The organism is candidate division KSB1 bacterium (assembly GCA_034505495.1).
In the GTDB taxonomy this organism is placed as follows: domain Bacteria; phylum Zhuqueibacterota; class Zhuqueibacteria; order Residuimicrobiales; family Krinioviventaceae; genus Fontimicrobium_A.
Genome location: JAPDQV010000021.1, coordinates 1 through 16064, shown reverse-complemented (window position 1 = coordinate 16064; position 16064 = coordinate 1). Strand labels below are relative to the sequence as shown.

Annotated in this window: 10 protein-coding genes; 5 read left to right on the top strand and 5 right to left on the bottom strand. The window is 50.7% G+C overall.

From position 1 onward, the window contains the following. Positions 1-56: 56 nt before the first annotated feature. Positions 57-1484 carry a T9SS type A sorting domain-containing protein gene (locus ONB24_09555; GenBank protein ID MDZ7316354.1) on the bottom strand — a complete coding sequence of 476 codons (1428 nt, stop codon included), beginning with the start codon at positions 1482-1484 and terminating at the stop codon, positions 57-59. A gap of 738 nt (positions 1485-2222) precedes the next feature. Here ONB24_09555 and ONB24_09550 point away from each other — a divergent pair. Next, positions 2223-2909, top strand: coding sequence for a transposase (locus tag ONB24_09550; protein ID MDZ7316353.1), 687 nt, complete (start codon positions 2223-2225; stop codon positions 2907-2909). 303 nt (positions 2910-3212) lie between these two features. Here ONB24_09550 and ONB24_09545 read toward each other — a convergent pair whose 3' ends face one another. Both ONB24_09545 and ONB24_09540 read right to left on the bottom strand, forming a co-directional pair. Beyond that, the gene (locus tag ONB24_09545) at positions 3213-4145 is read right to left on the bottom strand and encodes a dienelactone hydrolase family protein (GenBank protein MDZ7316352.1); all 933 of its coding nucleotides are present in this window, start codon (positions 4143-4145) and stop codon (positions 3213-3215) included. A 154-nt stretch (positions 4146-4299) separates the two neighbouring features. After that, complete coding sequence (locus ONB24_09540; GenBank protein ID MDZ7316351.1) at positions 4300-6720, bottom strand: T9SS type A sorting domain-containing protein; 2421 nt, start codon at positions 6718-6720, stop codon at positions 4300-4302. A gap of 635 nt (positions 6721-7355) precedes the next feature. Between ONB24_09540 and ONB24_09535 the strand changes: the two genes are divergently transcribed. After that, the gene (locus ONB24_09535; protein ID MDZ7316350.1) at positions 7356-8102 is read left to right on the top strand and encodes a glycosyltransferase; all 747 of its coding nucleotides are present in this window, start codon (positions 7356-7358) and stop codon (positions 8100-8102) included. Here ONB24_09535 and ONB24_09530 read toward each other — a convergent pair. Beyond that, positions 8090-9211: a carboxypeptidase-like regulatory domain-containing protein gene (locus ONB24_09530; protein ID MDZ7316349.1), complete on the bottom strand. Its 1122-nt coding sequence runs from the start codon at positions 9209-9211 to the stop codon at positions 8090-8092. The two genes, ONB24_09535 and ONB24_09530, sit on opposite strands and share 13 nt — an antisense overlap. Positions 9212-9221: 10 nt before the next feature. Further along, entirely contained in the window at positions 9222-10127 is a 906-nt protein-coding gene (locus ONB24_09525; protein MDZ7316348.1) for an FAD:protein FMN transferase, read from the bottom strand. Between the two features lie 230 nt (positions 10128-10357). Between ONB24_09525 and ONB24_09520 the strand changes: the two genes are divergently transcribed. The 3 genes from ONB24_09520 to ONB24_09510 all read left to right on the top strand — a co-directional run bounded on the left by ONB24_09520 (position 10358) and on the right by ONB24_09510 (position 16039). Next, a complete protein-coding gene (locus tag ONB24_09520; protein ID MDZ7316347.1) occupies positions 10358-11017 on the top strand; it encodes a hypothetical protein in 660 nt (219 codons plus the stop codon). Positions 11018-11205: 188 nt separating this feature from the next. Then, positions 11206-15252 carry a hypothetical protein gene (locus ONB24_09515; GenBank protein ID MDZ7316346.1) on the top strand — a complete coding sequence of 1349 codons (4047 nt, stop codon included), beginning with the start codon at positions 11206-11208 and terminating at the stop codon, positions 15250-15252. Positions 15253-15259: 7 nt separating this feature from the next. Beyond that, positions 15260-16039 (top strand): SDR family oxidoreductase, encoded by a 780-nt coding sequence (locus ONB24_09510; protein MDZ7316345.1) that lies wholly within the window; start codon positions 15260-15262, stop codon positions 16037-16039. The last annotated feature ends 25 nt before the right edge of the window (positions 16040-16064 follow it).

Here is a 16064-nt window from a genome sequence, read left to right as displayed (position 1 = left end):
CCGGCTCCTTTTAAAGAGCCATGCTTTAAATAAAAAGCATGGCTCAACAATTAAATTTACCTTACAAGGACAATCTTATGCAGAAGTGTTTTCCCTTCTACATTTAATTCAGCGAAATAGACTCCAGAAGGCATGTTGTTGCCAAATTCGTCGTTCCCATCCCATTGCAATGAATGGCGGCCGACACCCAACGTGCCTATTTGAAAAGATCGCACCTTTTCTCCCAAATAGTTAAATATCGATAATTCTACTTTAGATTCTTTTGAAATTTCGAAACTGAGAGTTGTCACAGGATTGCAAGGATTAGGATAATTTGTCAATTTCAAAATATATTGGTCAGGACTAGGCCTCTCTTCAGAATATCCTTTTTTCGCAACTCCTGGGCGCACAGTGATTATGTTGGTTCCGCCAATTATATCTGCTTCATTCAAGTATACGTCAATACCAGTGGTGGTGTTATTATCATGTACTATTCTATAGTAATAAATGCCGCTGCAAGGTTCATCGTAAATTAATCTTTTATAGCCTATACCTGTGACGGCGTGCCCGCCCGCACCCCCTCCATAGAGTGGGTGTTGAATACAATAAACCAAAGGGCGGGTTGCATCGATCTCAGTCCAATACGCAGATCGATCATTTGCAGGGTTGCTATAATACTTGTTGCTTGTACTAAAATTATAGCCATTAATGGTATTTGTAACTGTCTTGATGCCTGGCGCGATAAGATGAGTATAAGTTCCTACTCCTATTACATATCCCATCGCATTCGCCAGTTCATTCCAAATCAGGTTCAAATAACCATCAACGCCCTCAGTTCCGCGGTAATTGCTGTTGCCGCCGTCAACCAAATTGGGATAGCCGCGATCATCCCAGTAACCGAGAACACAACCAGCGGCCGCCGGAGCACAACCCCGCGATTTTTCACATTGGTAGTCAGGAACGCCACTTATCTTTTTCTCTGTTCGAACAGATGGGCAAGGCTCGGAAAGAATGATGTTTTGTCCTTCGTCGAATTTAGGAGATTTTATTTGATAATTCCCTTTTCTGTTCCCAAAATATTTTCCTAATTCTTCATCCGTCAGATTGGAAGAGGTCGGATGCAGGAGATCAATAAAAGTTCTGTTGCTGCCGTTAGTCACTTCTATGAATACTGCAAAAGGCCCGCCAAAGCAAAATCTTGAGACAGCAAGACTGCCGGATAATTTCTTGGCGGCTGCTTCCATGGCATCAGAAAAAGCAACATAATGTACCGGCAACCCGGTATAAAACATGATGGGAACCGGATTATTTTCATCGGCGCTCATATAAAGGGAGGCAAATTTACTCTCGGCGCGCATAGCCGCAGTGGCTTCATCAATTTTCAAAGCTGCATAATTGACTGCCGGCCGGTCATTGGCGGCCAACGCTTGATCCCGCAAATACTCCCATTTTTTTCGTTCTTCACGGTAACGTGACACACTCTGCAGTATTTTATCCGAGGTCATGTATTCTTGTGCGTCCAATAAAACGGTAAAGGAGTAAACCGCAACTTTTCCGTCGTGTCCATAGTACGGTAATCCGTCATCTATTACGACCTTACCCCATTCGACTTGAGCAAATGTTAATGCATTTTTTTTACAAGGGATCTAGTATCAGCAAATAGGTACGACAAACATATTATTGTCAAAACACAAGAGACTAAAATGATACGCATAATGGCTCTCCTTCTTGATTTTAAGTTTGAAAAATCAGGATGTTTACGTAACTTTTTAATGTACGTTTCTTTGCTATGGTCGGCAAACAAACGTATATTGGGTGTGGTGCCTGGCACACTGCCCACCTTTTTATTCCCTCATAATATTCACCCCCCTTGAGAAAATACAGCACAGTAAATGAATTGAAAAAGTTCCTCTATTGCTGCACCTGATTCAATTGTTTAATGCTCAGCAAAAAAGGAGCAATGAGTTTGATGATTTTCCAGCATAATTAAAAAGGCACCCCCGGGTAACTCGGTACTACACATCCACATCCACACCGTACACATTTCTCAATTAATTTAGAATAACATAAAAAATTGCCTATGTCAAGTAAATTTTTACTTAACGAAACTTTTGATTTAATCGTCCGCCTTATTGGGAAAAGTGTTGAAATAGTCGCTTTCATCGGTTAACTTGATTTACCCAAAGACTACATGAGAACCAATGATCGGCCGCGCAATGACACAACTGATTTTAATGGAGGGCATGCTCAACAGACGCAGAGACCACGCAGCGGCGAGCTTTCTCAAGAAAATAGACGAATTCATCGATTGGGATAAACTGGAAGTTTGCTCGGTTGTTTTCAAGGATTCGAAGTGCGGGCGTCTGGTCAAGGCCGGTCTTTACGACCGATTGTGCGAACTCATCAACGTGGATCTTGAATCTCGCGGCGTAGTGCTCAAGCGCGGCACATGGGTTGATGCGACGATTGTGACGAGCGCGCGTCGGCCGCGGCGAAAAGCGGGGGAGAAGGAAAGGAGCGTGCGCGGCCGGGTGCAGGAGGAGGGCGAGGTCCAATTCACGCAAAAAGGCGGGCGCATCTATTACGGTTACAAAGCTCATATCGGCGCGGACGAGGGCTCGGGAGTGATCCGCAGAAAGGCGTTCACGGCGGCGGACGTGCACGACTCGCAGAAGACGGACGAATTGATCAGCGGAGACGAGCGTTCGGTGTTCGGGGACAAGGCGTACATGTCGGCGGAGCGCAAACGCAGCCCTCGACAAAAGGGTGTTTGGTGCGGCATTTTGGACAAGGGATACCGCAACCGTCCGTTGTCGGAGAAGCGGAAGCGTCTGAACGGGAAGAAGAGTCGGGTGCGCGGCTCGGTGGAGCGTCCGTTCGCCCATTTCAAGCGTCTGTACGGGTGCGGGCGGTTGGTTACCTCAATTTGAAGCGCAGCGACCTCGAGTTCACCTTTTTATGCATGATTGAAAATGTTCGGAGGGGCATTGCGCCCGCGGCGGCATAAAGCGCCCGAAAGGTGCGTTTATGAGGCCGAATAGCCGAGGAAAGGCTCGTTGAAATGCATTTGTCAAAGAGCATGTTGCCGAAGATCGGCGACAATGATCCGACTGCCGATAATTTCCGCCTGAAATCCAGTAAAAAATCACCCGAAAATCGACGACGCGGAAATAGAAGATTATTTCAAAGGTTTCTATCGATTTAATTGCAAATAGTCTTACCGGCATAACTGCCTAAAAATTATCCTTCAAAAACTCGATAACCTCCTGCCGGAATTCCGGTGTTTCAAGGTGTCCTTCGTCGGATAAGACCAGTTTCCAAGCTTGCGGTTTCCCGGCGAGCGCGTAGGCCTCCTTCAAATCGCGGTCGATGCGCTCCAGGCCGTCGATTGGAGTCAACTCATCTTTGCGGCCGGCCAGCGCCAAATGCGGTCGGGGAACAATCAGGCGATTAATGTCGGAAGTGGAAAAGTGTTTCAGCAACCCCGGCACGTAATAATAAATGCCGTGCCCTTTTAATCCGCGATGCTGAATGAGAGCGTCAAAGTCGGTCAGGCAGCAGATATCGATACAGACCTTGATGCGTTCGTCGAGCGCAGCCACCCACCAGGCCATAGTGCTGCCCATGGACATGCCGAGGGTGGCCAAACGCGAGATGTCGACATCCTTGCGGGTGTGTAAATAGTCAATGGCGCGCAGGCTGTCATAGACCATTTTCCCCCACAATACTTCTCCTCGCCAGAGGGTTTCTTTGAACAGATCGATCTCTTCGCGGCCGGATCGTTCGCCGAAAAGCCAATGATCGATCGCGAGCGCCGCATAACCCAGACGGGTAAGCTCCTCGGCATAGGGCGGCGAAGCCATATAGCTGTTGCCCAGCAGCAATTCGTCTTTACCAAGATAATACTTGCCGCCATGGGAGTGATTAAAGAGCACCGTGGGCAACGCCCCTTTGGCTTCGAGCGGTTTGATGAAATAGGCAGGTACAATCTCTTCGCCGTTGAGATCGAGGCGTAGTTTTTCAAGGTGATAACTTTCCCGTTTTTCGACGGCAATGACCTCTGCCTTGATGGGGCGATTGCGCGGCGGCAGATCGCCCAACAGGCTGTAGAGCTGCCGCCGCTGCTTTTTTTTCGGCAATCCTTCTTTCCTTTCGAGCTTCAGCAAACAGTACTCCGCCGGCAGCAACGGCTGCCAAAGAAAGAATTACTTGACGCCGGTTCATTATATATCCTTTCAAAATTAGGAAAGCTTATGAAAGGTAATCTTTTCACGGATGTCCCTAATATATTTGTGATGAAACCTGCCGAGACGAATTTCTCTATTTGAGAAGAATCACTTTTTGCACAACGCGCCGGTCGCCGGCTTCTAAGCAGATAAGATAAACACCTCCTGCGACCGGTTGATCGGCTTCATCGGTACCGTTCCAAAAAACTTGAAACCTGCCGGGTTGTCGATAGCTGTTGAGCAAAGTGCGGACGGGTTGGCCGAGCAGGTTGTAAACCGTCACCGATACTTTCCTTGCCTCGGCAAGTACTACCGTAATCGACGTCATCGGATTGAATGGATTGGGAACGGCCGGCAACAATGCAAATTCCTTCGGTGTCAATGAAACTTCGACGTTCGCAACCTGCGGCCGCCATTGATACATGATTACTTTTGCTTTCAAATCTTCTTCGACAAATATGAGATACTCGCCGTTTGATCGCTTGAATGCCTCGATTCCCTCGGGTATGTCGACCCAACCGCAGTCGCCTAAAGCTTGTGTGTGGCTTAAACGGCCGACATAATCGCCCGTTTCGGTGCTGAATATATCGACGAATTCTTCGATTACATAGCAAACGAATAAATACTCCTCGGTAATAGCAACTGATGCAGGCTTCAAATTGCCTGTAGCATCCTGAAGATAATCGGGCACGACCTGCCAGGTGGGAATTCGGTTGCCCAAGCTCCACTGATCGTAGCGCACGATTTCGCGCCCCATGATCTTCCACATCCCGTCATGATGCGGATGCTCACGCGTATAGCCGACCAAAAACATGGCATCCAATTTCGGCAAATAATAGACGCGTTCCAGACGATTGAGCGGCTGGGGCATTTTAATGATTTCCATTTTTTCGTATGTCCAAATTGGATTGCCGTGTTCATCGAAACCCTGGAGCGGAAATTTCCGAATGCCGTCGTAGCGCGTTGCCTGCCAAACCGTACCCTCGGAATCAACCGACCATCCCCAGATTTCAGGCGCATTGAGTTTGCGGTTTTGAATATATTCGTCTGGGTCAAAGGCGCCGTCTCCGTCGGCATCCCGCCAAATGTATTCGCCCAATTTCGGTTGACCATTCGGCCAACTGCCCTTGTCCGTATAGGGACGGGCCGCGAAAAAGACGGACGGAATGGCGGTTTCGCCGTCGGTCTCGCGGTTGAATCGATAGCATTGAATCAGCGACTCCATGTGCATGGTGTTGACGAACAGAAAAAGACGGCCTTGTATTCGCTGGACTTTGGCACCTGCCGACCAAACGTGGAGACGCGGATCATCCGGATACTTGATTTTATTTATGAGATAGCCTTTGTATGTCCATTGACTGCCTGCAGGTCGGCTGTAATCCAGCACAAAGTGCTCCTCTTTGGTGTAAACATCGATTTCCGACTCAGGATCGACGGCTGCACAATCGACAAATTCCAACCCCATCAACCTCCAATTTAGAGTGCCGTCTCCTCTATATGATTCCAGAACCGACCCGCCGCCGCCCAACGGACCGCGGCAGGCTACGTAAATGTTTCCCGCATCATCTACACCAACCCCGACGGGATGGTTGAAGCGCAAATCACCGAATTCCCCGACGATCGGACCGGCGAGAACGCCGTATAACGTGCCGAAAGTCCTGCTGAAAGTCGGCGTGGTCGTGATGTTTTCAAAGATGTGTATTTGATGAGTCAGATCTTGATCGCATGCGAACAGTCGATTCTGTTTATCTACGGCTATGTCGGAGGGCATGACTTTCGGGTCAAAGACGATCTGTTGCGGTAAGGCTTCCCCTTCGCGGCTGAAGCGCCGGATGGTATGGCCGCTGACGGCCCACAACATGCCTTCGCCGTCGAGCGCCAATTTTCCCGGTCGCTCTACCGACCATTCGCCCACCGGCTTCATAGTCTGGGCGTCAAATACCCGTATCTTGTTATCGTAAGGACAGCTGACGAAAAGCAGGGCATCATCCGCCGCCAGGCCGGAAATATGAGCGCCTTTTGTGTTATTGGGAAGTTCGTGAATCAATAAATAGCTGCCCTTGCTTTTACCGCCTTTTCCGCCTTCGAACAAAGCAGGCTGCTGGATGTTTGACTTGAATCGACGCTCGACAGCATACCAATCATAGCCTTTGGGCGGCCATTTCACCGGATCAACCAGCCCGCCGCCTTCATTTTCAATGAAATAGCCGAAATAGACGTACCTCGAATTGGCCGTAATCGCATCTCCGCCATGATATCCCCAGCCGTGCGTGTTTTGAGCTGTGCGAATGAAATCTCCGTTTTTAAACTCGGTGACTTCGCCGCCGTTTTCATCCCAAAAGACATTGGTAAACACGCGCCCGTCGGCGGTTACAAAAATATCGGCAATGTCTTCCTGAACCCACTTTGATTTTCCGGAAAAAGTGTTGCCGATCCACGAAACTTGATAATCAAGACCATGGGCGAACGGCGCAGCGAGGGTGAAGCAAATTACCGAGAGAAGGAAAAGCTTCATGGATTCCTCCTGTTTGATGTCAGCAAAAGTTCCCCGCCTTAATTGTGAATATTTTCCTCAAACACCCAACCGCCCCATTTGCACGTGCTGACTCTACAGGCTAAATTGAGCGCGGCATGGAACAACGATCAAGACTGCAACTGTAAGATAAATCCCTTGTTGAAGTACCTGAACCTTTAATTCGTCATAATGAAAAGCTATAAGCACCCGAAGCATCATGCCGTCTTTCAACCGCGATCGAACGAGCTTGGCTGTTTTCGGCGGCAACGATCAGCGGCAAGTCCTCATTTTCGCTTGGTTTGTAGTCAAATTGTGTCTCTAAATCCGAAGCAGACCGCTCCTTAACAATCTATAACTCAATAAGAAAACTCTTGATGCTGACGTAACGGATTGGCTGTTCGCAAAAATTCTGTTTTACAGTCGCAAATGTCGCCGATTGTTTGTTGAAGTATCGTTTTTCTGCTGCCGCAAACTTTGCAGAACAGTGATAATATTTAACGACAACAATTTATTATCTTTTTCCTATAATATCAAACACAATCGCTTACCGATCGTCGGTGACTTATTTTTACCTTCATTCTCTTGCTTTGTTGCGGTGAAACTTTTATGTTGCACCGTCACAACAGAGGTCGGTCGTGGATTTCAGCATTGTTATTCCCATCTATAACGAAAGCACCAAGATTGCCGCGGACGTGCGGGCGGCGGCGGAGTTCCTAGGCCGACATTTTTCTTCCGGAGAAATTATTGTTGTCGACGACGGCAGCACCGACGACGGCGCCGAAAGAGCGCGCGTGGAGGGACTGCCGCCGAACGTCCGTTTGACCATTTTGCACTACCATCCGAACCGAGGCAAGGGATTTGCGGTCCGCACCGGTATGCTTCACTCTCAGGGCCGCTGGGTCATGTTTGCCGACAGCGGTCTCTGTATTCCGTATGAAGACGCCTTGCGCGGGTTATCGCTGATAAAGGCCGGCGCCTGCGAGTTGGCGCACGGCTCTCGACGCCTGCCGAACAGCATCATCGTCCGTCCGCATCTCAAAATCCGTCGCTTGATCTCAAAGGCCTTTCTCCGTTTCCTCAAAGTGACCATGAAGGTGCCCTGCCATTTGACCGACACTCAATGCGGTTTCAAAGTCTATCTGGGCGACGCGGCGCGGGAACTCTATGCGCTGTCGATCATCGACGGTTTCCAGTTCGACGTCGAAATCATTCTGCGCGCCGTGCGCAAAGGCTATCGTATTCTCGAGTTTCCGGTCGAATGGACAGCCGATCCTGACAGTCGTCTCAAACTCGCTAAAATGCCTTTTCGCGTGCTTGGCGAACTCTATCGCATCAGACGTGCGCTGCGGTCGACTCCCTTTCGACAAAGTCAGGGAAGATAATCCCACGGCAGCTCTTCAGCAAAGCGTTGTTCGCCCCAAAATCCCGACCGTATAATTTCCGGCTCGCTCAAGCTGTTTCCTTGCCAGTCGACGATCAACGTGTCAACCGGCAGCTCAAGGTAGGAGGTTTGGGCATAATTATTTAAGGGACGAATGCGAAGATAATCTCGGAAATGAATTTTCTTAAACAAGAGGTATTCGGTATCCGAGTAGATCTTTCCTTTCGCAGCTGCAGATGAAATTCGTTCCAAAGGGGTACTGAACGGCCTACGGTCGTCCACCCGTTCGACAACGAATCCGGCCGCTTCGAGTGCGTCGGAAAATAGGGCATGAAAAAAATGTCGGTATGAGCCGTAATAGGCGCGGCGTCGATTCTCCTGCCAAAAGGTTTCTCGGCTTTTTTGATCAGTTTTTAAAGCCTGGAAAAAGGGTAAAACTTGATAGGCGGTACGGTCGCCGTAATGCTCAAACGACTTGATGATGACCGAGACGCGATAACCGAGAAAAGCGTTTTCGATTTCCAAAGGTTGGTTTGTATAGGCAAAAAGCCGGTCGCCGCGGCGCTCCAAGCGCAGGACTTGAGGATTCAGGAGCCGGCAGTGTTCACGTCCCGCAGCCCCCAAAAAAGCAGACTCGAATTCACGGAGCCGCTCGCGCCATTCGGGGTCGCGCAGACCCTCAATTTGGACTTCCGGCAGGTCAATGACGCGCGGCTGAAGAAACAGCGTTTGTTCGAGGTTTTGGAGAATCCGTACATGCTGTTGAACCGGCTGATAGCCAATATGCGAGGCGACGAGCGTATAGTGACCGGGAGGAATGTTTTCAATTTTGTACATTCCGAGGCTGTCGCTTACGTCGCCGAGTGTGGTTCCGGCAAGATAGACCTGAACAAGCGGCAGCGGCCGACCGGTACCGGCATCAATGACGATGCCGAAAAGAGTCTGCGCTTCGACATGGTTCGGAATCATGGCCGGTCTGAGGTAAATCAGAAGCAGAAGCGGCGGAATTGGGTGAAAATATTTTCTATGAGCAGCCGCCGACAGTTTTCCGTTTACCCCATATCTTTTGGGTGACCTATGAACAATATGAAGCGTCTGTTGCGTAAGCATGACCGGCTGTCTACCCTTCGATCCAAAATTCGCCGAAATCGAACAGACGTTCCTCAAGCGGTTCATAACCGCTGAACAGAATCGTCGCGCCGAGGCCGCTGTTCTCGCGGCAGGCGGCGCGGATTTCGCGCAGATTGAGCATCATGAAAGCCGTCGACCAGCCGTCGGCGTAAGCGGCTGAAGGGTGATACGACCAGGCAGCGCGACGGTTTTCGACCGGCCTGGCAAAGCGCGGGTCGATGATGTGACGGCCTTTCTGCAGCCCGGACCCTGAAATCGCGATCCGATAAGGCCTGAGTTCGCGAAACGGTCTATAGCCGTTAAAAGGATCGCTCAGCGTCACCCGCCACGGCTCGCCGGCAGGGGGATCGCCGAATCTCAACGAACTTTGTCCGGCATTCAGCATGTAGCACGGAATCTCCCACTCCTGCAGCAGCTCTGCAGCCAGATCGAGCGCATAACCTTTGCCGAAGCCGCCCAAATCGAGGACAACCGGTCCCCCGGCCATAGTGACGCTGAAATCAGCTTCGTTCAAAACCAGATGCTGAAAACCGACACGGCGCTTTGCTTCTTCGATATCCCGCGCCGAAGGATTGCGCAAAGATTTGTCCTCGTTCAGCCAGATGCGATACAAGGCGCCGATGGTCACGTCAAAGACGCCGCCGGAACGGTAATAGATCTCGCGGCACTGCTTGAGGCACTCAAAGGTCTCCAGGCTCACGACCGTCGAGCCGCCGATCGGCAGCGCGTTGATTCGGCTGATATCGCTGGTCGGGATGAATCGACTTAAAAGCTGTTCCAACCGTTCAATGAGGCGAAAAACCTCCTCGGCTGCAGAAGCGGCGTATGATTGATCAATATCGGCAAAATAGAGATCGATGATCGTCCCCATCGCCTGTCGACTAAACCGATACACTTTCCGGAATCCTTCTTTTGTCTCGGCAAATTACACATTATCCGTCAAGATTTCAATGCCGTAAATATTTCTGGATTCTTGCGCTATTTTTACTAATTTCCCACATGTAATGAGCTGTCTATAAGGAAAAAGGAAAACAACGGAGCATGAGAAGGTATGGCTTTCACTCTACAGCAGGATCGATCATAAAGGGCAACGATTCCTGCTGAAAACATGAATCGAGATGTTGAATGACCGTCAAGATAATGCATAAACTTGCGCTTTTATCAGGCATATTTTTCGCCTTTTATTCTGTAAAGGCTCAGGAGGTGAGAGGTGGGAAAACCGAGGTTCCTCCCGTCGTTTTATGGGGACTTTCGGTATACGGCGGCGGTATTGAGCCCCTGGCGCCGTTCGATTTCAGCGAATTTTGGAACAGAGGCGTTTCTTTTTACCTCGAAGGTGACCTTTTATTGCGCAATGACATGGTATTGGGGCTTTCCTTCGGATACTCGCGGCTGCCTATGGATATTGTACGATTCTCCCGCGCAAAAGGCATTTCAGCTGCAGGCTCTTCTATTCAAGGCACGGCAATCGGCATCGGGAACATGCTTCTTTCCTTTAAGGGATTTGAAGACTATTTGCTGTATCGTTACCGTGTCGGGTATGAAATGGGACTGGGGCTCTACTCCATGTCGAACACTCAGGTATATGTCGAATATTGGGGAACCGAAGTCAGAGCCGTCAGCGAGAGTCTCGCCTCGGCCGTAGGGGCTTTTGCCGGCATTTCGTTCAATTTTCTTGTTTCCGAAACGCTGCAGTTTTCGATCAAAAGCCGCTTTCATTATGTCTTTCTTCCCGCCATGCCGCATCAATTCGCCGATCTGCTGATTGGTTTTACCCTTTTGTGAAAAGATTTTCCGATCGAAGGAGACTAAATATTAAGGCAGAGACGAACCGTTAACAAAACAAGGGGCACGATAGGCCTTGTTGAAGCGGCAGATGTTTCACTTTTTTACTTTTCAACCTTTTGCAAAGGGAAGCGAAAACTCGTATATTTGAACGAAATTCTTCGCTCCTCTTCAAATAGGGTGCGGTCATGAGACGATTTTATCCGGCGTTATTGATACTACCGACGCTGCTTTTCTCGCAGGAAATTCGCATACGCAAAGATGTCAACACTATTAATGCTTTCTGTCTGCGGGCCGAGGTTTCTCTTAACGGACTATGGGATTTCTATCCGGTATTGGACGAAAAACGTCTGGGTTGGCATCGTCCGACGGCGCTTCCGCAGGACGGCTGGCTGGAAGAAGCGATTCTGGTTCCCGGTTCATGGACGCGGGGTTACAAAAACCCTGGAGATGATAATCCGGCGCAGTGTTTCTGGGCTGAATGGCGGCTTTTCGATAGTTACGGTTACCCTGAAGAGTGGAACCGCACCCAAAATGCCTGGTACCGACGGACGTTTTTTCTCAATGATGTTCGCAGAGACAGCCGCTATTTTCTTCGTTTCGGCGGGGTTCTGCGCGAGTCCTGGGTGTTCGTTAACGGCATGACCGCCGGAATCAGCCTCAACGGCATTCTTCCCAAAGAGTACGACGTCACCGAACTGCTTCAAACCGGCGAAAACGTCCTGCATGTCTACTGCACCGACTATCGCCGAGATGAGAACGAGAGGACTTTTACGCCTACCGGCGCGGATCAAATGGAACATCAGGCAGGTATTTGGCAGGACGTCATTCTTTTACGGCGGCCGGACTGTTACATCGATGACGTCACCATCCGAACTTCGGTTCGACGCAATGAACTGACCGTCCTTCTGACGGTCGTAAATGCTTCTAAACGACCGCGCACCGTGACACCGGCTTTTATTGTCAGAGAAAAGGATAGAGATTGTCTGGGTTTCGGCGCCGAACCGCTCAAGCTCGAACCGGGTGAACGACGTCAGATTGTCGTGGTGCAATCGTGGTCATCTTATAGACCTTGGTCGCCGCAGTCACCCTATTTGTACCATCTCGTCAGTCGTCTGCAGGAACGCGACCAACCGCTGGACGAACGAATCGATCGTTTCGGCTTCCGCGAGGTGTGGATCGAAGGCCGGCATATAATGCTGAACGGTTCCCCGATCCACCTTTTCGGCGAGTGGGGGCATAAAAGCAGCTTTGACAGCTTTCGGCCTGAGTATGTTCGTCAGTGGTTTCGGATGCTGAAGGCGTGCAACATGAACTATATCCGCACCCATACCTTTCCGCATCCCTCCCTTTGGCTTGATCTGGCGGATGAGATGGGAATTTTGGTATGCGTCGAATCGGCCTGGTTCTTTACCCACACTCAGGCATTGGACAAAGAGGAACTTTGGAAGAATGCGGAGCAGCATGTTCGTGAAATCATTGCGCGCGACAAGAACCATCCCTCGGTGATTTTATGGAGCGTCGGCAATGAGGTGCGATGGAGTTGGAATCGGACTCTGGTCATTCAGAATATGCCGCGGCTGCGCCGTCTTTATCATGAACTCGATCCGACGCGCATCGCCTATCACGACGGCGACAGCTCGCTGTGGGATGAAAGCGAGCAGTTACTGATTTCCCGCCATTACGGCGTCGAATGCACCGGCGAGGACTGGTGGGATCGCTCCAAACCGTTGCACGTCGGCGAGGTCGGCAAGTGGCATTATGGTCAGCCGATCGACAACCTGATTTGGGGTGACGACACGGTCTTTTCGTCTTTTGAAGAGTGTCACAAAGCCGTTGCCCTGGAATGCGCCGATCTCGCCGAACAAGCGCGCGCCAACGAGGTCGCCTGCTTTTTCCCATGGAATCTTTCCGGATTGGATAATTGGCGGCCATGGGAAAAAGAGCGGCGCTTTTATTGGCCGGATTTGACGGCGCCGGGGCTCAAACCGCTGCGCAGCGCCCCGTACGGCAGCGAATTCGCCTGGTGGAACGCTGATGCGCTCGGCTACGAACCCGGACCGAGTTTCGAAATTATGCGGCATGCATTTCGACCATTTGCACTGGTCGTGCGGGAAAAACGTACCCAAGTCTACAGCGACCAGATGATCCGGCATACGGTCACATTGATTAATGATACCGGCGGGCCGGTTACCGGGACATTTGAAGTAACCGCCTCTCTGCGCGGCAAGAGTTATTGGAAACGCTCCTGGCCTCTGACTCTCGATAACGGCTATACCAAAAAGTTCGAGCTGGAAATACCCCCACCGGCAGTCATATCACTGCAAACGATTACCATCGATTCACGATTTTACAACAAGGCGCGCGTATTCGATTCCTGCCAAAGAAAAATCAGCGTCATGCCGCAAAGTTCCAAGACGGCCGAAATTGATCTGCCGATGATCGCGGTATACGGCGACGGCTCCATGAACGGCTTTATTCGCCGTCATCAACTGGCGGCGGTGCGGCTCAAGTCTCTTGCTGAAGCCGATCCGAAATTGACGCGCATTTTGCTGATCGAAAAAGATGCCGTGCGTCCGAACAGCACCGATCATCTCGATGTGGCTGCTTTTCTTCAACGCGGAGGCAGGGTCATCCTTTTGGAACAGTCGCATTCGCTCTTTCCGCAAGTGCCGTTGGAAAATCGGCCCACGGAACGGGCGCATATGCGCGGCGGATGGAGCAACCTGTTGGCCGAAATGGAAGCGGATGATTTCGCCTATTGGGGCGATGATCCCTACGGTAAGCGCGATTCCGATTCCTGGGTGGTGGTCAAGCCTTACCGAAAACCTGAAATCGGCGAAGTGACGGTGTTCCTCCATTCAGCCTACGGCGATTTCGGCGGCGGCGGTTTATTCTGGACGCCGCTCTTTGAGACGCGCCTCGGCAACGGCGTTTTGCTCGCCTGTCAGTTGCGGGTAACGGACAAGCTGGATGAACATCCTGCGGCGCTCAAGCTGCTCTACGCCATGCTGCGCTATTTGGCTGATTACAGTCCGCGCGAGGAACATCGATGCACCGTTGTAGGAGAACTGCCATTGGCGGAAAAATTGGGAGTCATTACAGCAGACACCCTCTCGGCGGACATCTTTTTGCTCTCGGGCAAGACGGCAGCTGATTCGCAAATTTGCCGACAATTGAAAAAAGCAGCCTTGAAGGGGGCAACCGTTCTCGTTTCTGATGTCGATCCTGCATGCGCCGCTACTCTTCGCAAGGTTCTTGACATCGATCTTCAGCTGGTGGAAATAGACACGGTCTACAATTTGGTCCGCTGGGGAGATGACATGCTCCTCGAGGGCATCAGTCATCAGGAAACCTATTGGCTCGATCGCGGGCAATATTCTTCTTCTACTTTGCGGAACATGCCGATGACCAACAGGCTGCTGCGCTGTACGGGTGCCGATGAGCTTTTGGTAAACGAATATGCCTCGGCCTGGCGCGAGTTTTTCACTCTGGGCGCTAATCATGAGCAGTCGAGAATGCCGGTTATGACCCATCTTTTATGGAACGGCCCCCGCAAACACGCTGCCGGACTCATGAGAATAAATGTCGGTAAAGGAGAATTCCTGCTCTGTCAGGTTCCATTTATTGTTGGGTATCATCATTCCCATCGGTTTTGGACCTATCTGCTTTCTAATCTCGGCGTTCGTTTCAATAAGTCGATTTTCGAAGGCGAAATGACCTTGATCGGCGCCAAAATGAGCGAAGGTCGTCCGCAGCGGCTGCATTGTCTTTTCAACCCGGACTCATCATTGTTGAAAAATGTTTTCAAATATCGATGGCCTGCTGAGTATCGTCTGCCGAACGATGGTTTGAGTTCGGCGTTTATTTGGGCTGAAGTACCGGTGGAAAAAGGTCGGCTCAAGTTGGACGACGCCTACCGCGATGTCCTCATTTATTTCCAAATCGATCCCGGCCGGCCGCGCGTCAGAAAAGAGGACGCCGATGCAAAAGATTCGGCATTGCAGCCGACATTTCTATCGCTTCGCGGCGGCGGAAGGATACTCGTCTATGTGAACGGCCGTAAGCACGATGACATCAATCTTGGCGAGGGCGGATTTGCCGTTACCTCACCTATCGACTTACATCGTTTTTGGAATTCGATCATTCTGCATTGGATGCCCAAGGGCAATTCGCTGGAATTAGGTTGGCGAAATGCGTTCGGCCGCCCCGAATTCGAGTTTGATTTTCAGTAAATAACGAATGACAATCCGGTCGTCCGAAAAATGGTCGTTAGAGGGGCGCAAAGCCCTTGTCACCGGCGGAACGCGCGGAATCGGCTATGCCGTCGTCGAAGAGATTCTCGGGCTTGGGGGAGAGGTTTTTATCATTGCTCGGGATCGTGAATTGCTCGGTCAACGTCTGGAGCAGTGGCAGAGAAAAGGATTCAGCGCCTACGGCGAAGCCGGAGATTTGACCAACAAAGCCGACCGGCATGCCCTTATCGAAGCTCTGGGGGCGATATGGGATCGACTCGACATCCTTGTCAACAATGTCGGCACCAATATCCGCAAAAAGGTGATCGAATACACCGACGATGAGTATGACAAAGTGCTGTCGACCAATCTGCATTCCGCCTTTGAAATGTGCCGGTTGGCTTATCCGCTGCTTAAGAAAAGCGGCGCGGCGGCAGTCGTCAATGTCTTGTCCGTCGCGGGATTGACCTCTTTGCGCACGGGCGCGCCTTATGCCATGAGCAAGGCGGCGCTATTGCAGCTGACGCGCAACCTGGCGGTGGAATGGGCGCCGGACAACATCCGCGTCAATGCGGTTGCCCCATGGTATACAAAAACCCCTTTGGTTGAAGGTTTGTTGAAAGATGAAAAATACCTGAAAGAAATCCTGGACAGGACACCGATGCGCCGAATCGCAGAGCCGGAAGAAGTTGCCGCCCCTATCGTCTTTCTCTGTATGCCTGCCGCTTCTTATATAACCGGACAGTGCCTGGCCGTAGACGGCGGCTTTACAATCTACGGTTTTTGAGCACGCGCCAACCTATCTTTCTATG